Source organism: Micromonospora sp. WMMD964 (genome assembly GCF_029581455.1).
Classification (GTDB): Bacteria; Actinomycetota; Actinomycetes; order Mycobacteriales; family Micromonosporaceae; genus Micromonospora.
Window position 1 is genome coordinate 6,500,238 of record NZ_CP120860.1, and the last position, 21,210, is coordinate 6,521,447.

Sequence of the window (21,210 nt, forward strand, 5' to 3'; positions counted from 1 at the left end):
TCCCTCACACCGTCACCAGATCCTTGAGCTGCTCGTAGCGTGCGTCGCCGATCCCGTCGACCTGCCGCAGGTCGCCGACGGACTTGAACCCACCGTGCTGATCCCGGTGGGTGAGGATCCGTTGGGCGAGCACGGGCCCGACCCCGGGAAGCGCGTCGAGCTGCGCCAGCGTCGCGGTGTTGAGGTTCAGCGGCCCGGCAACCGGTGCCGCCCCACCCGGTGCCGCCCCACCCGGTGCCGCCCCACCCGGTGCCGGTGGAGGCGTCACCCCGACCACGATCAGCTCACCGTCGACGACCTTCCGGGCGGGGTTGAGCAATGCCACGTCGACGTCGGGCAGCGCCCCGCCGGCCGCCTGCACCGCGTCGGCGAGCCGGGAGCCGACCGGCAGCCGTACCAGGCCGGGCTTGCGCACCTTGCCTGCGACCGCCACCACCAACTCGCCGGAGCCGGACCCGCTGGGGTCACCCGTCGCAGCGGCCGAGGCGGCCTCGGTGACCAGAGGCGCGACCGGCTCGGACTGCGGCCGGGACCGCCAGGCCCAACCGGCCGCGCCCAACACCACCAGCACGGCGACGACCGCCAACGCTCGTACCCCGCGTCGCCCCGGGTCGAACGCGCCCGGCCCGGCCAGGCGCGGCTCGGCCTCGCCCGCGAACCCCTCCGGCGTCGGCTCCACGCGCGGCATGGGATCCACGAGCGGCGTGGGATCCGCGAGCGACGTCGGCCGGGACGACGACACGCCCGCGAGCGGTACGTCTGGCCGGGGTGGCACCGGTACGGCGACCGTCTCCGTCAGCCGCCGCAGGCGCCGGCGTACCTCTGTCTCCTCGTCGTGCGACACACGGCGACGCTAGGGCGGCGACCGGGAACGGTGGGGGCTTCGCCCCGGCCCTGTGGACGACAGTCGCCTCTGTGGACAACGCCCTGATCATGCCCCGGTCTGCTACGCAGGCCCGCCCTCGCAGCCGACGAACGCCGCGCCACCCGGTCGGCTGGACCGCGACCGGCGCGGCGTCACCAGGTGGGCGGCGCTCCGGCCGGATCCTCGCGACCCGCCGGGTTCCACGGTTGCGGGGTGTCGTCGGGTCGGGGACGCCCCGCCAGCATGCAGAGCACGGCGAGGATGCCGACGACGCCCGGCAGGAGGATCAGGCTGCCCTGACCGGTGGCGACGTCCTCGGGCAGCCGCGGGTCGACCAGACCGCCGGGATCCCGCACCACGACGACGCGTTGCCCCACCGAGCCCTCCGGGTTGTCGGCCGCACCGACGCTGCTCCCCGGCCACATTCCCAGCTCCCCGGGGATGCGGCGATCGTGCTGGTCGGCGAGGGTGTAGTAGAGGTGGCGGCCCCGCTCGCTGCCGTCTCGCACGTCGATCACGGTTGCCACCACCCGTTCACCGCGTTGCGTGAGCACCGCCGACCACAGGGTGCCGGTGGCGACGTACATGAGGAACGCAGTGACCAACCAGGCCGCCGACAACACGACGATCCGGGGTGGCGGCGTCACCACCAGCCCGGCCACCAGCAGCGCTCCGCACCACACCACGGTGCCCGGCACCGCCACCGCGTCGGCTCGGACCCAGGTCGTTCCCGCCAGGGCGCCGATCGCGCCGGTCACGCCGAACACCAGCAGATACCGTGCGCCCAGCCGGTTGAGGAATCGACGACGACCACGCGGCCTCATGGGCAGCAGGGTAGGACCCACCGGCAACGGCGCAGCGTCGGCAGCCGGTGGACGCGCTGCCCGGACCGCCAGCGGACAGCACCGGGTCGATGAACGGGACCGCCGCCGGACAGCACCCGGCCCATGAACGACTCAGCCGCTGTCGATGCCGACCGCCTACAGGTACGGCCGAGTGATGATCTCGATCGCGTGTCCCGCCGGGTCGAAGAAGTAGAAGCCCCGTCCACCGTGCTCGGTGTTGGTCTCCCCCTCGCGATTGAGCTGCGGGTCGGCCCAGTACGACATGCCTCGCCCCTCGACGAACGCCAGGCACCGTACGAACGACTCGTCGTCGACGAGGAACGCGTAGTGCTGCATCTGGATGTCCACCGGCGGCTCGGCGAACTGGAGCAGCACGCCCTCGTCCAGTTGGACGTTGGTGAACGGCCCCCACGACGGTGCCTCCGGCAGCCCGAACAGCTCCCGGTAGAACGCGGCCGAGGCGTTCCTGTCCTTGCTGGCGATGATGGTGTGGTTGAACGTGACTGTCATCCGTGGCGTCTTCTTCCCGGTCGATCCGTAGACCCGACCCGAGGCCCGCAGCCCCCACCCAGCCACACCGATGACGAAGCCCCGAGGGCGCCGACGCCCCGGATCCCGCGCGAGGGACGCCTGCACAGCGTCGATCTCGGCGTGGTGGCTGAAGTAGCCAGAACCTCCGGGGGGTAGGCCCATCTGGGGCGCGCACCGAGGCTAACAGAGCGGATCAGTCGGTCGGACGGCGGTGGACGACCACGCAGGCCAGACCCGGGCCGGCGTGGGCGGCGACGACCGCGCCGGCCTCGGAGACGTACGTGTCGTGCAGCCGGTCACCGAACCGCTCGGTCAGCGCCACGAGCAACGCCTCGGCTCGCTGCGGCGCGGCCAGGTGGTGCACACCGAGGTCGACGTCGTCGTCTCCGGCCGCCTCGACGGCCAGGTCCACCAGCCGGGCCACTCCCCGGCTGGCGGTGCGCACCTTCTCCCGCAGCACGATCGCCCCGTCCGGCATGTGCATGATCGGCTTGACGGAGAGGGCGGTGCCGAGCAGCGCCTCGGCGGCGTTGATCCGGCCGCCTCGACGGAGGAACTCGAGCGTGTCGACGTAAAACCAGACGCTGGTGCGGTCGACGGCGGCGAGCGCGGCGTCGCGTACACCGGCGAGGTCGACGCCGGCCTCGGCGGCGGTGGCGGCTGCGATCGCCGGGAAGCCGAGACCCATGCCGGTCGAGCGACTGTCCACGACCTCGACGCGGCCGTCGAGGTCGGCGGCGGCCAGCCGGGCGGCCTCGACGGTGCCGGACAGCGCGGCGGAGAGGTGCACCGAGACGACGCCGTCGGCGCCGCCGTCGAGCAGGCGGCGGTATGTGCGGGCGAACTGCTCGGGTGCCGGGCGGGAGGTGGTCGCGGTGACCCGGCGGGCGCTCAACGCGATGGTGGCGTCGGCCGGCTGGGTCTCCACCCCCTCCAGCCCTTCCGCGCCGTTGAGGACGACTGTCAACGGCACGACGGTCAGCCGGTGCGCGTGCACCAGCTCGGGCGGAAGGTAGGCGGTGGAGTCGATGACGACCGCGACGGGCATGCCCGGCACGCTAGCCGATCGGGAAGCCGAACGACGAAGCGCGATGACGCCCGGCCGGGGCGGGGATCGGCGTCAGACGGCGTCGACGGCGACCGGAGCGGTGATCAGGCCGACGTTGTGCGCCCGCAACTGCCAGCCCCGGACGTCGTCGTGGCGCAGTTCCGTCCAGTGGCAGTTGGCCAGCGAACCGACGCCGCGCAGCACGGCCGCGTCCCAGCCGAGCAGGTGACCGACGCCCTGCCGGGAGGCGCCGCCGTGGGTGGCGAGCACCACGGTGCCGCCCGGTGCCGCGTGGGCGGCTTCCAGCAGCGCGGCGGCGACCCGCTCGCCGAGGTCGTGCAACGGTTCCACGTCGACTCCGGGAGCGGGATCGCCGACCTGCCAGCGGGCGTACTCCTCGGGGAAGCGTTCGGCGACCTCGGTGAGGTGCAGGCCCTGCCACTGGCCGAAGTGCCGCTCGCGCAGCCGGGCGTCGGAGCGCACCGGGAGGCCGGTGAGCGCGGCGAGCGCGGCGGCGGTCTCCGCGGCGCGGCTCAGGTCACTGGACACGATGGCGTCGGGCCGCAGCGCCGCGAGCAGCGGCGCGGCGGCGCGGGCCTGGTCGCGACCCAGCTCGTTGAGGGGTACGTCGGTCTGCCCCTGGACCCGGTTGGCGGCGTTCCAGTCGGTGTTGCCGTGCCGCCAGACGATCAGCTTGGTCATTCGGCGGCGGCAGACCCGCTGGCGTCTGCCTCGACCAGGTCACGGTCGACGAACGGGATGGTGGGGCAGTCCTTCCAGAGCCGGTCGAGGGCGTAGAACTCGCGCTCCTCGGTGTGCTGGACGTGCACCACGATGTCGACGTAGTCGAGCAGCACCCAGCGGCCACCGCGCTCGCCCTCGCGCCGCACCGGCTTCGCCTTCTCGGGAAGCTCCAGCAGGCTCTCCTCGATGGCGTCGACGATGGCCAGCACCTGACGCTCGTTGGGGGCGGCGGCCAGCACGAACGCGTCGGTGATGGCGAGCTGGTCGCCGACGTCGATGATCGTGATGTCCTGCGCCTTCTTGTCGGCGGCGGCCTGCGCGGCCGCGATAGCCAGCTCGTGAGCGCGTTCGGAAACTGTCACCGTTCTCCTTCGATCAAGCGTGCGATCCTCCAAGCGTCTCACACCCGGCGACGCCCCGACCCGGCAGTTCTGCGCCGTTGAAGGCGGAAACAGGGGCATATCGGGCGGGGTCAGCGCTGATAGAGGCTCCGCTTGGCGATGTACTGCACCACACCGTCGGGCACCAGATACCAGACCGGTTCACCCCGGGCGACCCGGGCACGACAGTCGGTCGACGAAATGGACATCGCGGGCACCTGGATCAGGCTGACGGTGTCGGCCGGGAGGTGCTTGTCGGTGAGCGCGAAGCCGGGCCGGGTCACGCCGACGAAGTGGGCCAACTCGAAGATCTCGTCCAGGTCCTTCCAGGACAGGATGCGTTGCAGGGCGTCCGCGCCGGTGATGAAGAACAGCTGCACCTTGGGGCCGTACTCGGCCTGGAGGTCACGCAGGGTGTCGACCGTGTAGGTCGGCCCGCTGCGGTCGATGTCGACCCGGCTGACCTGGAAGCGGGGGTTGGAGGCGGTGGCGATGACGGTCATCAGGTACCGGTCCTCGGCGGGGCTCACCGGTTCGTCGGCCTTCTGCCACGGCTGCCCGGTCGGGACGAAGACCACCTCGTCCAGGCCGAACCGGTCCGCCACCTCACTGGCCGCGACGAGGTGCCCGTGGTGGATCGGGTCGAAGGTGCCACCCATGATCCCGATCCGCCGGATATCTTCCTCCACCCCGTGATCGTAGGCCGGGCCTGTCAGCGGGTTGTTGCGGCCCGGCAACGGACGCCCGCCAGCCCGTCGGGCCGCGGCCCGACGGCCCCCTGGACGGCGCGCGGTGATCGATTCGCACACTGCCCGGTGATCGACTCGCTTTCCTGCAAACCGGGGGGTGGAAGGGCCCGGACACCGCGCTTCCATGGACAGCGAGTCGATCATCTCGGGACCGCTGCGCGAAGGACCGCCGGGCGCCGACGAGCAGCGCTACGTCATCGACTGGGACGCCCCGGTCACGGCGGAGCCCGCGCTGCGCTGAGCGGTGGGCGTGGGGTGGCTCGTCGGCCACCCCACGCCCGACGGCGCTCAGGCCGCGGCGGCGGCCACCGCCGTTCGGGCGACGAGCGCGCGGCGCAGGTCGTCGTCGGCGTCGGTCACGACCCGGCGCAGGCCGGGGGTCAGGTCGTCGCGGGCCAGCAACGCCGCGGCCGCCTCCCGGGTCGGCTGCGCCACGGCGTAGCGGGGAAACGCCAGGGCCGCCACCCGGTCGGCCGTCCAGGGGGTACGCCGACGCGCGGCGGCCGGCATCTCCGCGAAGTACCTGTCGACGTACGCGGCGGTCAGCTCGGCCTGTTCGGGTTGCCAGAACCCCTCCGCTGTCGCTTCCAACAACCGGTTGGACAGGTCGGTGTCCCGCACGATGATCTCCCACGCGGCCTGCTTCGCCCCCGGGTCGGGCAGGGCGGCCCGGCAACGGGCGGCCCGTTCCGCGCCCGCGGAGCTGACGTCGGCGGCCGCCTCGATGGCGATCTCCGCCTCGCCGGCGGCACCCAGCACCACCAGTCGGCGCAGCACCGCCCAGCGCAGCTCCGCGTCGACCTTCAGGCCGGCGGGCACGTCCCGGCCGGCGAGCCAGCCGACGAGTAGGTCGGCGTCGGTGGTGGCGGCGATCCAGCCCCGGGCGGCGGCGAGCTGCAACGACTCCCCGGCCGGCGCGCCGTCGAGCAGGCGCCGGCACGCCTCGGCGACCCGGGCCAGCGCCGCCGACCGGGTCAGCGGGTCGAGGTAGCGGTCGACGAGTGACCGGCTGAGCGTCAGCACGTCCTCCGCGATGATCACCTCGGTTTCGGTGGGCAGCGCGGCGACGATCAGATCGACCAGGCCGGTGACCGGCCGCTCCCCGTCGGTCGCCGCGTCCAGTGCCTCGCCCCACAGCACCGCCCGGGCCAGCGGATCGGTCAGATCGGGCAGCACCAGCGGCACGGCCTCCGCCGACGCCGGGTCGAGACGCACCTTGGCGAAGGTGAGGTCACCGTCGTTGAGCAGCAGCAACCGGGCCGCCGGAGAGCCCTCCAGCTGACCCAGCACGGTCCGATCACCGTCGACGGCCGGGTCGATCGCCACCTCGTCACGCTGGACGGTGCCGTCCGCCGAGTAGCGGCCCACGCCGATCCGGTGCGGACGCAGCACCGGGTGCGAATCAGGTGCGCTCTGCACCACTGCCACCTCGGTGTAGCGGCCGTCGGCGTCGACGCCGACCTCGGCGCGCAACGTGTTGACCTGCGGTTGACGCAGCCACAGGTCGGCCCAGCCGGATAGGTCCCGACCACTGCTGGCGGAGAGACCGGTGAGCAGGTCGTCGAGGGTGGCGTTACCGAAGCGGTGCACCGCGAAGTGCGCGTTCAGGCCGGCCAGGAACGCCTCGTCGCCGAGCCACGCGACGAGTTGCCGCAGCACACTGGCCCCCTTGGCGTACGAGATGCCGTCGAAGTTGAGCAGGCCCTCGTCGGCGTCGGCCACCTCCTCCGGGGCGACCGGGTGGGTGGAGGGGCGCTGGTCGGCCGCGTAGCCCCAGGCCTTGCGGCGCATCGCGAAGGTGGTCCACGCCTGGTCGAAACGGGTCGCCTCGGCGGTGACCCGGGTGCCCAGGTACTCGGCGAAGGACTCGTTCAACCACAGGTCGTCCCACCAGCGCATGGTGACCAGGTCACCGAACCACATGTGGGCCATCTCGTGGGCGATGGTGGTGGCCCGCTGCTCGCGCTGCGTGTCGGTGACCGCCGAGCGGAAGATGTAGTCGTCGCGGAAGGTGACGATGCCCGGGTTCTCCATCGCCCCGGCGTTGAACTCGGGCACGAACGCCTGGTCGTACTTGCCGAACGGGTAGCGCTCGGTGAAGAGCTGGTGGAAGCGGTCCAGGCACTGCCGGGTGACGGTGAAGATCTCGTCGGCGTCCGCGTCCAGGTGCTCGGCCTGCGACCGGCGGCAGTAGAGGCCCAGCGGAACACCGTCGTGCTCGGCCCGCCGGACGTGCCACGGCCCGGCGACGAGCGAGAAGAAATACGTCGCCAGGGGCGCGCTCGGGGCGAACTCCCACCGGCCGGGGGCAGGGTTGGCGACCACCTCGGCGTTGCCGGCGACCGTCCACTCCGGTGGCGCGGTCACCGAGAGGGTGAACGGGGCCTTGAGGTCGGGTTGGTCGAAGGCGGCGAAGATGCGCTGCGCGTTGTCGAGGAACGACATCGCGTAGAGGTAGGTCTCGCCGTCGGCGGGATCGACGAAGCGGTGCATCCCCTCGCCCGCGTTGGAATACGCCATCTCCGCCTCGACGACGAGCGTGTTCTCCGCGTCGAGGTCGTCGAGCGGCAGCCGGTTGTCGGCGAGCAGGCCGGGGTCCAGGTCACTGTCGTTGAGGCGTACGCCCAGCAGGGTGGTGGGCTTGACCTCGGCGAAGGTCGCGGTGCCGGGGGTCGCCCGGAACCGGATCTCGACGCGGGAGCGGAACAGCTCTCCGCCGCCGGTCAGGTCGAGGTCCACCTGATAGGACTCGACAGTAATCGCCGCGCCACGCGCGGTCGCCTCTACACGGGTCAGGCTCGGCATCCGCTTATCCTGCCCGATGGGGATCGGCACCCGGTCACCACACGACCCTCGGCACTGGAGGAAAGAACCATGGCGCAGCACCCCAAGGGCGACTTCGACCTCTCTCGGGCGGTCTGGCAGCGGGCCGAGGGGGACACCTCCGACAGCGCCGTGGAAGTCGCCTTCGTCGACGACCTGATCGGGATGCGCAACTCGGCCGAGCCGGAGGGGCCGGTGCTGGTCTTCACCCAGGCCGAGTGGGACGCGTTCGTGGCCGGCGCACAGGACGGCGAGTTCGACCTGGACTGATCGGGTCGGCCGGTGTGCGGTCGCCGTGCCGGTGCCCCCAGTCGGGGTGCCGGCACGAGGCCCTCCGGCGTCGCGGCGACCGGCCCGGGCCGGTGGTCAACCATCGGCCCGACCTGGACCGTCGCCGTCGCCCCAGCCGAGGCCGCCCGGCCCCGGGGCGTGGTGGAAACCAGGATGGTCCGCGACGTCGACGCAGCGCTCGCCGTCCGGGCCGACCGCACCGCAGAACAGCCGCTCGGCGCGCTGCCAGGCGTCCGCCGGCGACAGGGCCGCCGCGCCCAGCGCCAGCTCCGGGCGGAGCAGGCTCAGTGCCTCCGCGTACGCCACGGCCAGCTCGCGGGCCTCGGCGGCGTCGGGCGCGGTGAAGCCGAGGTGCACGGTGAAGAACCGGCGCGGCCGGGTGGGCCGCCGGGGCGGCCCGATCAGTGACCGCCCGTCACGGTTGCCGCCCAGCGCCCCGAGCGCCCGCCGCTGCCGCCAGTGCGGTGATGTGTTGTCGCGCATCCGCCCTCCCCGTGGTTGCTCCACCAGCAGCAAACCAGGTTCCGCCGCCTCTGGGAGGGGCCAGCCGGCGTGCCGTCGACACGGGGATTCAGCGGCGGCGACCGGGGTACACGCAGCCGGTCGGCGGCGACCGGCCGCACCCGCGCGTGAGGAGACCCGATGGCGAGCATGCCGGTCGACCGCAGCCCGGACAGCACCCTCGCGCTGCTCCGAGCGGGCTACCGGTTCATCGGCGAACGCTGCGATCGGTACGGCAGCGACGTCTTCCGGACCCGGATCCTGCTCGCTCCGACCATCTGCCTGCGCGGCCGAGCGGCGACCGAGTTGTTCTACGACACCGAACGCTTCCGACGCGCCACCGCCATGCCGTTGCGGGTGCAGCGGACCCTCACCGGCCGGGGTGGTGTGCAGGGGCTCGACGCAGCGGCGCACACCGACCGCAAGGCCATGTTCATGTCGATCATGACGCCGGCCGCCATCGGGCGGCTCGGTCAGCTCTTCGACGACGAGTGGCGTGCTCGGATCCCCGCCTGGGCGGCCGCCGGGCCGGTGTCGCTCTACGACGAACTGGGCCGGCTGCTCACCCGGGTCGTGCACACCTGGGCCGGGGTGCCGCTGTCCGCGTCGCAGGTCGACGAGCGCGCCGTCGAGCTGCACGCCATGATCGAGGCCCCGGCGGTGGCCGGTCCGCGGCACTGGCGGGGACGGCTCGCCCGGCGCCGCGCCGAACGCCGCCTCGCCGACCTGGTCGAACGGACCCGGGTCGGTCTCGCTCCGGCGCCGACCGGCAGCGCCCTGGCCGTGATCGCCGAACACCGCGACCGGCGGGGCGACCTGCTCCCCCGCCGGATCGCGGCGGTGGAGCTGCTGAACGTGTTGCGCCCGGTGGTCGCCGTCGACCAGTACATCGCCTTCGCCGCACTCGCCCTGCACGACCACCCGGGCTGGCAGGCCCGGGTCCGCCACGACGACGAGGCCACCGAGCACTTCGTCCAGGAGGTACGCCGTTACTACCCGTTCTTCCCGATGGCGGCGGCCCGGGTCCGGCGCTCCTTCGACTGGCGGGGTCACCACTTCCCGGCCGGTCGTCGGGTGCTGCTCGACCTCTACGGCACCAACCACCACCCGGAGCTGTGGCCGGAACCGGAGCTGTTCCGTCCGGAACGGTTCGCCGGGCGACGGGTGGACCCGTTCGAGCTGATCCCGCAGGGCGGCGGTGACCACTGGGCCGGGCACCGGTGCGCCGGTGAGTGGATCACCATCGACCTGATGAAACGGGCGGTCGCCAACCTCACCACCACCATGCGCTACGACGTGCCGATCCAGGACCTGACCCTGGACCTGCACCGGATGCCGGCGCTGCCGCCCCTCGGCCTGACCCTCACCAACATCCGCGGCACCGACTGATCGGACGATGCTCGTGCGTGATCGGCCAGGGCGGGCAGAGGTACGACGGGCGGCGGTGCCGCCGGTCCGCCTGCCGATGACGTACGTGCTGCCGCTGCGCTGGCACTCCGACAGCGGGCTGGCCGAGTTGACCGACTACCTGCGCTGGCTGGCCGGGAGGGTCGACGTGCTCGTGGTCGACGGCTCGGCACCGGACCTCTTCGCCCGGCACGCCGACGCCTGGGCGGGGCTGGTCCGGCACCTCCCACCGGACACCACCGGCTCCGGGCTCAACGGAAAGGTGCTCGGCGTCCGCACCGGCGTCCGCGCCGCCGAGCACGAACACGTGGTGATCGCCGACGACGACGTCCGGTACGACCAGGCCGGGCTGACCGCCGTGCACCTCCTGCTCGACGAGGTCGACCTGGTCCGCCCGCAGAACTACTTCGACCCGCTGCCCTGGCACGCCTGGTGGGACACCGGCCGGACGCTGCTCAACCGGGCCCTCGGCGCGGACTACCCGGGCACCCTCGCCGTGCGTCGCAGCGCCTTCCTCGCCATCGGCGGGTACGACCCCGACGTGCTCTTCGAGAACCTGGAACTGATCCGCACCATGCGCGCGTACGACCGCACCGAGGCCGCGCCGTCCTGGCTGTACGTCCGCCGGCTGCCTCCGGACGCCGCGCACTTCCGCGGCCAACGGGTCCGTCAGGCGTACGACGATCTGGCCCAGCCGGCGCGTCTGCTGACCGCGCTCGCGGTCCTGCCGGCGCTGGCCGCGGCGGTGGCGGCCCGGCGACCCGCGCTGGTGCTCGGCGCGACGGCCGGTACCGTCGCCCTCGCCGAAATGGGTCGCCGCCGAGCGGGCGGCGCGGCGGTCTTCCCTGCGGCGACGGCGCTGGCGGCACCGGTCTGGCTGCTGGAACGCGGGGTGTGCGGCTGGCTGGCGGTCGCCCAACGGTTCCTGCTCGGCGGGGTCCGGTACGGCGACGGCCGGATCCGCCGGGCCGCCCACCCGATCCGTGCCCTGCGGCCCGACCAGGCCGCGCGGCGGCCCGGACCGCACGACAGCTCGCGGTCACCGGGGTGGCCACGAGCTGTCGCAACGGTGTTCGGCCGGTTCAGGGGCTGACCTGGTGCCGGGCCTGCTGGGCCTGGTCCTTGACGTCGTACGCGGCGGACCTCGTGTCGTCCTTGACGACGTGCACGGCGTCCTGGGCGGTCGACTTCACCGACTCGGCGGCCTGCTGGGCCGGCTCGCGCAGCTCTTCCTTCAGCTCGCTCGCCACCGCGCCCAGCTTCTCCGTCACCGCGCCGCTGTGCTCGCTGACCCGCTCCTTGAGCTGGGTCGCGGCCTGCTGCTCGCGGCGGGAGGCCGGGATCAGCGACGAGGCCAGCCAGCCCACCCCGAACGCGATGAGGCCGGCGGCGAGGGGGTTGCCCTGGGACTTCTGCCGGATCACCCGCGGTGCGCTGTGGGCGGCGTCGCTGACCGTGGCCGCCGCCGACTGCGCGGCGTCGCCGACGCTGGAGGCCGCCGACGAGGCACGGTCACCCACCGAGTGGGCGGCGTGGCCGGTGCCGTGGCCGAGGTCAGACGCGGTTCCCATGACCTTGTCCCTCACATTCTGCAGAGCGGAGTGGGCCCGCTGCTTGCGGTCGTCGACGATGCGGCTGGGGCTGACCTTGTACGCCAACGCGTCCACATCGGAGCTGAGGCTGTTGCGGGTGGCTTCGATCTCGCGGCGGATCTGATCGGGATCGGTGCTCATCGGGTGACTCCCTCCGGGTGTGGCTTGAGCGCGTCGGGGATCCGCTGCACGCTGTCGTTGGTCTGCTTGAGCCCGCGTACGTGCTGGGCGTTCTTCTTGGCCATGGAGTAGAGGACGGCGGCGACCACGGCCCAGAGCACGGCCACGATCAGCGCGGCCAGACCGGAGTCCATGACGTTGTCCAGGAACTGCCACACGGCGATGGACACGAAGAGCGCCACCATGTAGCCGCCGAAGCCGGCGCCGCCGAAGAGCCCGGCGGCCTTGCCGGCCTTCTTGCCCTCCTGGCGGATCTCCGCCTTGGCCAGTTCGACCTCCTGACGCATCAGCGTCGACAGGTCGGTGGTGACCTGACGCATCAGATCACCCAACGAACTGCTCTTCACCTCGTCGGCGGTGTGCGGGGCACCCGCGTCGGGGTGGTAGCCGGAGCCCGGCCCGGGCCCCTGCGTCGGCATGGTCATGCCGCCGCCTCCCTTCGGACGACTCGGCGGGTCACGGGCGAGGGCTGCCGCTGGACGGCACGCCCGGCAGCGGGTCGGTCTGGGTCACCGGCGGCAGCGGCTGACCCGTGCCGGAGTGCTGCGGGTAGTCGCCCCGGGTGGGATCGGCGTAGCCGCCCGGCGTCGGCTCGGCGTAGCCACCCGGCGTGGGCTCGGCGTAGCCACCCGGCGTCGGCTCGGCGTAGCCACCGGACGTGGGGGTGGCGTAGCCGCCCGCCGGGACAGGGTCCGGCGTCGTGCGGGGGGCCGGCGGCGGTGTCGGGATCACGGCGGTCCGCTCCGGGTCGTACGCCCCAGCACCCCGGTAGGTCGACGACCCGTTGCCGGAGTCGTCGCCACCGGCCGAGAGGCCGCGCGTCAGCCGGCCGGCGAGCACGCCGAGAACCGCCGCGCCCACCAGGAACGTGCCCGGGTTACGCCGCGCGTAGTCGCGGACCTCGGTGATCAGGTCGCCGGGCTCGCGTTCCTCGAGCCAACCGGCGACGCCGTGCACCCGGTCGGCGGCCTGGCGGGCCAACTCGGTCACCGGGCCGGCCTGGCCACCCTGCTCGGCCATCGAGCGCATCTCGTCGGCCAGCGAGCGCAGCCCACCGGCGGCCTTGCGCTGCTGCTCACCGGTCTGGCTGGCGAGCTGGGTGCGGGCCTCGCCGTACAGGTTGCGGGCCTGCCGGGCCGCCTCACGGCCGACCTCGGTGCCCTGCTCCTTGGCGGTCTGGGCGACCGCGCCGCCGGCGTGCGCGGCCTCGGAACCAACCTGGCGTGCCTGGTCGCGGACGCCACCGCCGTTGGTCGACTCCTGCCCGTACGTGGAAGACGTAGGTGAAGTTTCGTAAGACATGATTTCCCTTCCGCTCGGAAAGTCGTCGCGGTTGTGCTGGGGGGATGCGATCGCGTCGCCACGACCGCTGACCATTCACCTACCCGGCGTTCTGGCTTCCATACCTCTTCGTGCATTCCTCTGCGCGGTCGGTCGCGACGACTTCAAAATGGAGGATCGTCGGGCTGCGTCACCACGCCGCTGCGGACAGTGGGGTTCGCGAGGGTTGGCAGATCCACGGAGGGGGCAGCGATGGCACGAGACGCGCGAGGTGGCCGACCGGCCGTCCACCGACCCCGGGTCCAGGTGGCCGCGTTGGTGGTCGCCGGCGTCTTCCTGCTGATCGGCGTCCTCGGCTACATCCCCGGCATCACCACCGACTACGGCGAGCTGAGGTTCGGCGGGCATCACTCGGACGCCAAGCTGCTCGGGCTGTTCCAGGTGTCGATCCTGCACAACGCCATACACCTGATCTTCGGACTGGCCGGTCTGGTGCTGGCCCGCAGCGTCGCCGGCGCCCGCGTGTTCCTGGCCGCCGGCGGTGCGATCTACCTGGCTCTCTGGCTGTACGGGCTGGTGATCGAGGCGATCAACCCGGAAGGCGGGGCGAACATCCTGCCGGTCAACGACGCGGACAACTGGCTGCACCTCGCGCTCGGCTTCGGGATGCTCGCGCTCGGGCTGCTGCTGTCGAACGAGGCCGGCACCGGCGGACGCCTCGACAACCCCGCCGACCGCCACTGACCTGGCGCTACGGGTTTCGCGGTCCGGCGGGCGGGGGTAACCGACCAGCGAAGGAGGTACGACATGCCTCGCTGGCTCCGAGACAACGCGCTGGCCGTCGCCATGCTCGGTGCGTTCCTGGTCTTCCTCGTGCTGCAGAGCGTCTTCGGCTGGCAGACCCACAACGAGGAGTTGACCGAGTTCGGGGCCGCGCCGTTGAGCTGGCCGGCGTACCTCACCAGCGGGCACTTCGCCGAGGCCGTCTTCGAGAACTGGGAGTCGGAGTTCCTCCAGATGGGCGGGTACGTGCTGCTCACCGCGTACCTGGTGCAGCGGGGTTCGGCCGAGTCGAAGCCGGTGGACCAGACCGACCGACCGGAGGACGACGAGCGCCGGGCCACCCCCCAGTCGCCGTGGCCGGTACGCGTCGGTGGCCTGCCGCTGGTGGTCTACCGCAACAGCCTCTCCCTCGCCCTGCTGCTGATCTTCGCCGGTTCGTTCGTCGGTCACCTGCTCGGTGGCACCGCCGCCTACAACCAGGAGCAGGCACTACAGAGCGGCGCGCCGCCGATCGGGGTGTGGGAGTTCCTGGGCACCAGCGACTTCTGGTTCCAGTCCATGCAGAACTGGCAGAGCGAGTTCCTCGCCGTCGGCGCGCTGATCCTGCTGAGCATCGTGCTGCGCCAACACGGTTCGCCGGAGTCCAAGCCGGTGACCGTCGAGCACGCCAGCACCGGCGCCTGAGCCGGGGGCGCGGCCGTCAGGCCGCGACCGGCAGCCGCTTGGCGAAACAGACGCTGTACGGGTTGCCCACGTACTCGCCGTACACCGGGATCGGGTCGTAGCCGCACGAGGTGTACAACCCGATCGCGGCCGGCAGGTAGGTGCCGGTCTCCAGGCAGACGACCGAATGCCCCTGCCGGAACGCGCACTCCTCCAGCGCGGCCAGCAACTGGCGGGCGATGCCCCGCCCCCGGTACGCGGGCCGGACGTACATCCGCTTGACCTCGCCGGTCTCGGCGTCGAGCGCCTGCAGCCCCCCGCAGGCGACCGCCCGACCGTTGACCACCACCGCCAGGTAGCGGACGTCGTCGTGCGGTACGAAGACCTGCCCGTCCAACCCGCCGTCGGCCTCCCGCAGCTCACGCTGCTGTGCGACGACGAGGGCGGCGATCTCCGGATCGGTGGCAGGCCGGGACTCGATCAGCATCACCCCACGCTAGGAGGGGTGGATTTCGCGGAGGTTTCCGGAAGTCAACCCGATCACGGAGCGCAACGGACTACTCGGCGTCGTCCTCGTCGATGTCGTCGGACGCGTCCGCGCCCACCTCGTCCTCGGACCGCACCCGGCGGGCCTTCCGAGCGGCGAGCCGGTCCGCCGCGGAGGCCCGGTTCGACTTCTCCTCGAGGCGGATGTCGGTGCCCCGGTTGCCGGGGACGAACTCCACGCCGGCGAAGAGCGTCGGCTGCCAGTCGAACTCGCGCTCGCCGATCCGGACCAGGTCACCGGGCTGCGCGCCGGCCTTGGCCAGCTTGTCCTCCACCCCGAGCCGGGCCAGCCGGTCGGCCAGGTAGCCGACCGCCTCGTCGTTGTCGAAGTTGGTCTGCTTGACCCACCGTTCCGGCCGGACACCGTGCACCGTGTACGAGCCGTCCGCCTCGGCGGTGATGGTGAACCCGGCGTCGTCCACGGCGATCGGGCGGATCACGATCCGGGTCGGCTCGGCGGGCGGCGCGGCCTTGCGCTCCGCCTCGACCAGCTCGGCCATCGCGTAGGTCAGCTCCTTGAGCCCTTCCCGGGTCGCCGCGGAGACCTCGAACACCCGGTAACCGCGCTCCTCCAGGTCCGGACGCACGATCTCGGCGAGGTCCCGACCGTCCGGCACGTCGACCTTGTTCACGGCCACCAGTCGGGGGCGGTCGGTCAGCCCGCCGTACTGGTTCAGCTCGGCCTCGATGGCGTCGATGTCGGCGACCGGGTCGCGGCCGGGCTCCAGGGTCGCCGAGTCGATGACGTGCACCAGCACCGCGCAACGCTCGATGTGCCGGAGGAACTCCAGACCGAGCCCCTTGCCGGTGGCCGCGCCGGGGATCAGACCCGGCACGTCGGCGACGGTGAAGGTGTGGTTGTCCAGCCGGACCACGCCGAGGTTGGGCACGAGGGTGGTGAACGGGTAGTCGGCGATCTTCGGCTTGGCGGCGGAGATCACCGAGATCAGCGACGACTTCCCGGCCGACGGGAAGCCCACCAGACCGACATCGGCGACGCTCTTGAGCTCCAGCACGATGTCCAGCTGGTCGCCGGGTTCGCCCAGCTCGGCGAAGCCGGGGGCCTTGCGCTTGGCGTTGGCCAGCGAGGCGTTGCCGCGCCCGCCGCGTCCACCGCGGGCGATCTCGAAGGTGGTGCCGACCCCCACCATGTCGGCCAGCACGGTGCCGTCGGTGGTCTGCACCACAGTGCCGTTGGGCACCTTGAGCACCAGGTTGCGGCCGTTGGCCCCGTCCCGGTTCGAGCCGGCGCCGCCCTTGCCGTTGTCGGCCTTGACGTGCGGGTGGAAGTGGAAGTCGAGCAGCGTGGTCACCTGCGGGTCGACCACCAGTGACACGCTGCCGCCGTGCCCGCCGTTGCCGCCGTCCGGCCCACCGAAGGGCTTGAACTTCTCGCGGTGGATCGAGACACAACCGTGCCCACCATCGCCGGCCTGCAGGTGCAGAACGACCCGGTCAACGAACGTTGCCACGGTGTCAACCCTTCCAGCGAGGTCCGACCCCGCACTTCGAAAAAGGCTAAGCGGGCCGGGACCCGGAGGTCCACGGCCCGCTTGAGCGAAGAGAACTACTGCTGCGGAACGATGCTGACGGTCTTGCGACCGCGCTTGGTGCCGAACAGGACCGCACCGGCGGACAGCGCGAACAGCGTGTCGTCGCCGCCACGGCCGACCAGGTCACCGGGGTGGAACTTGGTGCCACGCTGCCGGATGATGATCTCACCGGCGCTGACGACCTGACCACCGAAGCGCTTCACGCCGAGTCGCTGGGCCGCGGAGTCACGACCGTTACGCGAGCTGGACGCACCCTTTTTGTGAGCCATTGGACGACGACCTACTTCCCGCTGGAGATGCCGGTCACCTTGACCTGGGTCAACGGCTGGCGGTGACCCTGGCGCTTGTGGTAGCCAGTCTTGTTCTTGAACTTGTGGATCCGAATCTTCGGGCCCTTGGTGTGCGCGGCGATCTCGCCGGACACCGCGACCTCGGCAAGCTTCGCCGCGTCGGTCACCAGGTCGTCACCGTCGACGAGGAGCACCGCGGTGAGCTTCACCGCGTCACCGGGAGCACCGGTGAGCTTCTCGACCTCGATCACGTCGCCCTCGGCGACCTTGTACTGCTTGCCGCCGGTCTTGACGATCGCGTACATCGGAGGCGCACTCCCTGTCGTTGAGTCTGCTGGCGGTCGTCCCCGCGGCGGCTCGCCGGGTAGCAGTGCACGGCGGCGCGGGCACACGGGAACTCGGCACACCAAAAGTGCGCCGCAGGCAAGAGTACGCCATCGCCGGCCCGGACCCCAAACCGGCCCGCCCTGGTCAGCGTACGCAGAGCTGGTCGAGACGCTGCTGGAGCCGGTCCAGCTCGGTCTCGTCGATGGACTCGACGTCTGCGCCGAGGGCGGCCACCTCCGCGCCGAGGTCGGTGAGCAGAGTCTTGAGCTGCGGATCGGTGGCCCGCTCCGACTGCTTCCGCAGCTCGGCCCGCCAGCCCTCCAGAGCCGCTTCGGCCCGCCCCCGGGCGACCTCGGCCGCACCGCTGTCCCCGGCGCCCACCGCCGCGACCATCCGGCCCAGCTCCGCCACGTACGTCCGGACGGCTGTGGTGCTGGCCTGCTGGGCGGCGGCGCAGACTCCGGTGGCGTCGCCCGCGGCCCCGCCACCGGCCGGGGCACCGGTGGCCACCCCTGTCCCGCCCGGCTCAGGCCGGTCGACGGAGCATCCGACCGCGCCGGAGAGCACGGTGACCAACGCGGTGACGACGAGCAGACGGCGCATCTTCTTCTCCTGACCCGGGCCGGCCGGTCGTGGGCCGGGGTGGCCGTGACGGCGAGGTCCCTCCCCCGTCACATTGCCGGGAAAGGGACCTCGCCAAACACGTGGCCGGTCAGGCCGTCAGGGGCGCGTCCGGCGACGGGCGCCACCTCGACGCGAACGACGCCTGCCGCCGCCACCCTCGGTGGTGTCCTCGTCGCCGTCACCGTCGCCGAGCGCGTCCGGGTCGTCCGCCGCGGCCAGTCGAGCCGACTCACCCTGCTGGCTGTCGGAGACCGCCGGAGCGGCGGCGGTGTCCGTCTCGTACCGGGACAGGTCGTAGCCCATGGTGTCCTGGTAGTCGGCGTCCGCCTCGGCGCTGGTGTCGGTGTCGACCACCTCGACCGTCGCCCGCTCGGCCGGGGCGTTCTTGCGTGCCCGACGGCGGGACGAGGTCGAGCCCTGCTCGGCCGCCGGAGCGACGGGCGCCGACGAGGCGACCGCCTTGACCTTCTCCCCCGCACCGGCGGCGCGCGGCTTCTCCGGCACCGGCTCGGTGTGGATGATGACGCCCCGACCCTTGCAGCACTCGCAGGTCTCGCTGAACGCCTCCAGCAGGCCCGCGCCGATCCGCTTACGGGTCATCTGCACCAGACCGAGCGAGGTGATCTCGGTGACCTGGTGCTTGGTGCGGTCCCGGCCGAGGCACTCGGTGAGCCGCCGCAGCACCAGCTCCCGGTTCGACTCCAACACCATGTCGATGAAGTCGATCACCACGATGCCGCCGATGTCGCGGAGTCGGAGCTGACGGACGATCTCCTCCGCCGCCTCCAGGTTGTTACGGGTGACGGTCTCCTCCAGGTTGCCCCCGGAGCCGGTGTACTTACCGGTGTTGACGTCGACGACGGTCATCGCCTCGGTGCGGTCGATCACCAGCGAGCCACCGGAGGGCAGGAAGACCTTGCGGTCCAGCCCCTTGATGATCTGCTCGTCGATCCGGTACTCGGCGAAGACGTCACTCGTGCCGACGTGCCGACGCACCCGGTCCACCAGGTCCGGGGAGACGTGCGACAGGTACGACTCGACCATGTCGTACGCCTGCTCGCCCTCGATCACCAGCTCGCGGAAGTCCTCGTTGAACAGGTCGCGGACCACGCGGATGACCAGGTCGGGCTCCCCGTAGAGCAGCACCGGAGCGCCGCCCTCGGCGGCCTTGGCCTGGATGTCCTCCCACTGCGCCTGCAGACGCTTGACGTCACGGGCCAGCTCGTCCTCGGTGGCGCCCTCGGCGGCGGTACGGACGATCACGCCCGCGCCGTCCGGAACCAGCTTCTTGAGCACGTCCCGCAGCCGCTTGCGCTCGTTGTCCGGAAGCTTGCGGCTGATCCCCGACGCGTTGCCGTTGGGCACGTAGACCAGGTGCCGGCCGGAGAGCGCGATGTGGCTGGTCAACCGAGCGCCCTTGTGCCCGATCGGGTCCTTGGTGACCTGGACCAGCACCGAGTCGCCGGAGCGCAGCGCCTGCTCGATCGACCGGGCCCGCCCCTCCAGACCGGACGTGTCCCAGTTGACCTCACCGGCGTACAGCACCGCGTTGCGGCCCCGGCCGACGTCGACGAACGCCGCCTCCATGCTCGGCAGCACGTTCTGCACCTTGCCCAGGTACACGTTGCCGGCCATGGTGCCGGCGGAGTTGCGGGTGACGTAGTGCTCGACCAGCACGCCGTCCTCCAGGACGGCGATCTGGGTGCGGTCACCGCGCTGGCGGACCGCCATCACCCGGTCGACCGCCTCCCGGCGCGCCAGGAACTCCGACTCGCTGAGGATCGGCGGGCGGGTACGCCGCTGCTCCCGGCCGTCCCGGCGGCGTTGACGCTTGGCCTCCAGGCGGGTCGAGCCGGAGACACCCTGCACCTCGTCGACCGTCCGACGCGGCTCGCGGATCTTGACCACGGTCGGGACACCGTCGTCGGCGGCGCCCTCCGTGTCGCCCGCGCCCCGGCGACGACGACGGCGGCGACGACGGGTCAGACCGTCCCCGCCCTCGGCCTCCTCGTCCTCGTCCCCCTCGGCTTCGGCGGTCTCCTCCTCGTCGGCCTGCGCCGCCTCCTCGGACTCCTCGTCCTCGGCGTCGTCGGCCCCGCCCTTGCCCCGGCCGCGCCCACGGCGACCACGACGGCGGCGGCGGCGCGCGGCGGCGCTGTCCTCGTCGTCCTCGTCCGCCTCGGTGGCCTCCTCGGCCTCCTCGACCGGCGCCTCCTCGGCCTCGATCGCCTCGATCGGCTCCACCGGCTCGGCGTCGCGGCGGCCACGCCGACGGCGGCGGGACGGCTCGGCGGCCTCCTCGACGGCCGGCTCCTCGACGACCGGGGCGGACTCCACCGGCCGGGTCACCGGAACGGCGTCCGGCTGGGGGGCCATGAACAGCACGGTCGGCGCGGACAGAGCGGCCCTCCGCCGACGGGTACGCGGCTGCTCCGGCTCGACCTCGGCGGGCTCGTTCGGTGCGTCGGTCACACCGGGAACCGCCACCCCGGGCGACACCTCGCCCGAGCGACCCGGCGCGCCGTCGGCCCACGCCAATTCGGCGGCGGCCGCACTCGGGAGGGTCTCCGTGTCGCCCAGCTCGGCCTCGGCCTCGCGCAGGTCGGACTCGGCCGGCTCGTCGGCGACGGCCGGCTCCTCGATCGCCTGCGGCTCTTCGGCGGCTGCGGGCTGCTCGGCCGCGGGCGGCTCCTCGACGGCAGCCGGTGTGGCCTTCTTACGCCGGGTCCGGGTCACCTTCACCGGCGGAACCACCTCGGCCGACGCCGCCTCCGCCGAGGCGGCGACCAGCGGCTCGTCGGCGGTGGTCTCGACGGGAGTGGCCTTCCGGCGGCGTCGGGGGGTCTTCGGGGCGACCTCCTGGTCGCCGGAGACCGGGGCGAGGACCTCGGCCTGCGGGGACTCGACGATGCCGGCCCCGGCGGTGGTCGCCTCGACCGGCGCGTCGGTCTGCTCCGGTTGGTTCAGCGGGGCGGCCCGGCGGCGGGTCGCCCGGGTACGCCGCACCGGCGCGGCCGGCTCGGCGCTCTCCGCGCCGCCGGCGTCCGGCGGACCCACCGGAGCAGAACCCACGGCCGTGGTGCTGTCGTCAGCGGTCTCGCCGGCCGGCTGTGAACCGGTCCGTTCGCCGCCCTCGGGCTCGTTCTCGAGCATGGACGTTCTCCAGTTCTGGCTGCCCCGGGCGCGG

At 72.4% G+C, this 21,210-nt stretch carries 23 protein-coding genes; 5 read left to right on the forward strand and 18 right to left on the reverse strand.

The window, feature by feature from the left end; translation table 11 throughout:
• Positions 1-4 precede the first annotated feature (4 nt).
• From O7616_RS29585 to pepN, 8 genes are all read right to left on the reverse strand, one after another.
• Positions 5-844 carry a ComEA family DNA-binding protein gene (locus O7616_RS29585; RefSeq protein ID WP_282304944.1) on the reverse strand — a complete coding sequence of 280 codons (840 nt, stop codon included), beginning with the start codon at positions 842-844 and terminating at the stop codon, positions 5-7.
• 173 nt (positions 845-1,017) lie between these two features.
• Positions 1,018-1,689: a DUF3592 domain-containing protein gene (locus O7616_RS29590; protein WP_282304945.1), complete on the reverse strand. Its 672-nt coding sequence runs from the start codon at positions 1,687-1,689 to the stop codon at positions 1,018-1,020.
• A gap of 156 nt (positions 1,690-1,845) precedes the next feature.
• Positions 1,846-2,220 carry a VOC family protein gene (locus O7616_RS29595; RefSeq protein ID WP_282304946.1) on the reverse strand — a complete coding sequence of 125 codons (375 nt, stop codon included), beginning with the start codon at positions 2,218-2,220 and terminating at the stop codon, positions 1,846-1,848.
• 214 nt (positions 2,221-2,434) lie between these two features.
• Positions 2,435-3,289 carry a DegV family protein gene (locus O7616_RS29600; RefSeq protein WP_282257107.1) on the reverse strand — a complete coding sequence of 285 codons (855 nt, stop codon included), beginning with the start codon at positions 3,287-3,289 and terminating at the stop codon, positions 2,435-2,437.
• A gap of 72 nt (positions 3,290-3,361) precedes the next feature.
• A complete protein-coding gene (locus O7616_RS29605) occupies positions 3,362-3,991 on the reverse strand; it encodes a histidine phosphatase family protein (RefSeq protein WP_282304947.1) in 630 nt (209 codons plus the stop codon).
• On the reverse strand, positions 3,988-4,395 hold the full coding sequence (gene rsfS / locus O7616_RS29610) for a ribosome silencing factor (protein WP_282257105.1): 408 nt from the start codon (positions 4,393-4,395) through the stop codon (positions 3,988-3,990). The genes O7616_RS29605 and rsfS overlap by 4 nt, the downstream gene beginning before the upstream one ends.
• Positions 4,396-4,505: 110 nt before the next feature.
• The gene (gene nadD, locus O7616_RS29615) at positions 4,506-5,102 is read right to left on the reverse strand and encodes a nicotinate-nucleotide adenylyltransferase (RefSeq protein WP_269682755.1); all 597 of its coding nucleotides are present in this window, start codon (positions 5,100-5,102) and stop codon (positions 4,506-4,508) included.
• Between the two features lie 348 nt (positions 5,103-5,450).
• Positions 5,451-7,967 (reverse strand): aminopeptidase N, encoded by a 2,517-nt coding sequence (gene pepN / locus O7616_RS29620; protein WP_282304948.1) that lies wholly within the window; start codon positions 7,965-7,967, stop codon positions 5,451-5,453.
• A gap of 69 nt (positions 7,968-8,036) precedes the next feature.
• Between pepN and O7616_RS29625 the strand changes: the two genes are divergently transcribed.
• Complete coding sequence (locus O7616_RS29625) at positions 8,037-8,255, forward strand: DUF397 domain-containing protein (RefSeq protein WP_030491749.1); 219 nt, start codon at positions 8,037-8,039, stop codon at positions 8,253-8,255.
• Between the two features lie 96 nt (positions 8,256-8,351).
• Here O7616_RS29625 and O7616_RS29630 read toward each other — a convergent pair whose 3' ends face one another.
• A complete protein-coding gene (locus O7616_RS29630; RefSeq protein WP_282257103.1) occupies positions 8,352-8,759 on the reverse strand; it encodes a hypothetical protein in 408 nt (135 codons plus the stop codon).
• 159 nt (positions 8,760-8,918) lie between these two features.
• On the opposite strand from O7616_RS29630, the gene O7616_RS29635 reads away from it, so the two are divergent.
• Positions 8,919-10,166 (forward strand): cytochrome P450, encoded by a 1,248-nt coding sequence (locus O7616_RS29635; protein ID WP_282304949.1) that lies wholly within the window; start codon positions 8,919-8,921, stop codon positions 10,164-10,166.
• Between the two features lie 13 nt (positions 10,167-10,179).
• Positions 10,180-11,277 carry a glycosyltransferase family 2 protein gene (locus tag O7616_RS29640; protein ID WP_282304950.1) on the forward strand — a complete coding sequence of 366 codons (1,098 nt, stop codon included), beginning with the start codon at positions 10,180-10,182 and terminating at the stop codon, positions 11,275-11,277.
• On the opposite strand, the gene O7616_RS29645 is transcribed toward O7616_RS29640, so the two are convergent.
• The 3 genes from O7616_RS29645 to O7616_RS29655 are packed head-to-tail and all read right to left on the reverse strand — an operon-like array spanning position 11,267 to position 13,258.
• Positions 11,267-11,917, reverse strand: coding sequence for a DUF3618 domain-containing protein (locus O7616_RS29645; protein ID WP_282304951.1), 651 nt, complete (start codon positions 11,915-11,917; stop codon positions 11,267-11,269). The two genes, O7616_RS29640 and O7616_RS29645, sit on opposite strands and share 11 nt — an antisense overlap.
• Positions 11,914-12,381, reverse strand: a complete 468-nt coding sequence (locus O7616_RS29650; protein ID WP_282257099.1) for a phage holin family protein — start codon at positions 12,379-12,381, stop codon at positions 11,914-11,916. Before O7616_RS29650 ends, O7616_RS29645 begins: the two co-directional genes overlap by 4 nt.
• Before the next feature lie 31 nt (positions 12,382-12,412).
• The gene (locus tag O7616_RS29655) at positions 12,413-13,258 is read right to left on the reverse strand and encodes a hypothetical protein (protein WP_282304952.1); all 846 of its coding nucleotides are present in this window, start codon (positions 13,256-13,258) and stop codon (positions 12,413-12,415) included.
• Positions 13,259-13,489: 231 nt separating this feature from the next.
• Here O7616_RS29655 and O7616_RS29660 point away from each other — a divergent pair, with 231 nt between their 5' ends.
• Both O7616_RS29660 and O7616_RS29665 read left to right on the forward strand, forming a co-directional pair.
• Entirely contained in the window at positions 13,490-13,981 is a 492-nt protein-coding gene (locus O7616_RS29660) for a DUF4383 domain-containing protein (RefSeq protein ID WP_282257097.1), read from the forward strand.
• A gap of 63 nt (positions 13,982-14,044) precedes the next feature.
• The gene (locus tag O7616_RS29665; RefSeq protein ID WP_282304953.1) at positions 14,045-14,704 is read left to right on the forward strand and encodes a DUF6766 family protein; all 660 of its coding nucleotides are present in this window, start codon (positions 14,045-14,047) and stop codon (positions 14,702-14,704) included.
• A 16-nt stretch (positions 14,705-14,720) separates the two neighbouring features.
• Here the strand turns inward: O7616_RS29665 and O7616_RS29670 are convergent, their stop codons facing one another.
• From O7616_RS29670 to O7616_RS29695, 6 genes are all read right to left on the reverse strand, one after another.
• On the reverse strand, positions 14,721-15,170 hold the full coding sequence (locus O7616_RS29670) for a GNAT family N-acetyltransferase (protein ID WP_278141234.1): 450 nt from the start codon (positions 15,168-15,170) through the stop codon (positions 14,721-14,723).
• Positions 15,171-15,240: 70 nt separating this feature from the next.
• A complete protein-coding gene (obgE, locus tag O7616_RS29675) occupies positions 15,241-16,701 on the reverse strand; it encodes a GTPase ObgE (protein WP_282304954.1) in 1,461 nt (486 codons plus the stop codon).
• Positions 16,702-16,796: 95 nt separating this feature from the next.
• Positions 16,797-17,051, reverse strand: coding sequence for a 50S ribosomal protein L27 (gene rpmA / locus O7616_RS29680; protein WP_007464062.1), 255 nt, complete (start codon positions 17,049-17,051; stop codon positions 16,797-16,799).
• Between the two features lie 11 nt (positions 17,052-17,062).
• Positions 17,063-17,377, reverse strand: a complete 315-nt coding sequence (gene rplU, locus O7616_RS29685; RefSeq protein ID WP_007464063.1) for a 50S ribosomal protein L21 — start codon at positions 17,375-17,377, stop codon at positions 17,063-17,065.
• A 166-nt stretch (positions 17,378-17,543) separates the two neighbouring features.
• Positions 17,544-18,002 (reverse strand): hypothetical protein, encoded by a 459-nt coding sequence (locus O7616_RS29690; protein ID WP_282304955.1) that lies wholly within the window; start codon positions 18,000-18,002, stop codon positions 17,544-17,546.
• 117 nt (positions 18,003-18,119) lie between these two features.
• Positions 18,120-21,176, reverse strand: a complete 3,057-nt coding sequence (locus tag O7616_RS29695) for an Rne/Rng family ribonuclease (RefSeq protein WP_282304956.1) — start codon at positions 21,174-21,176, stop codon at positions 18,120-18,122.
• Positions 21,177-21,210: the final 34 nt, after the last annotated feature.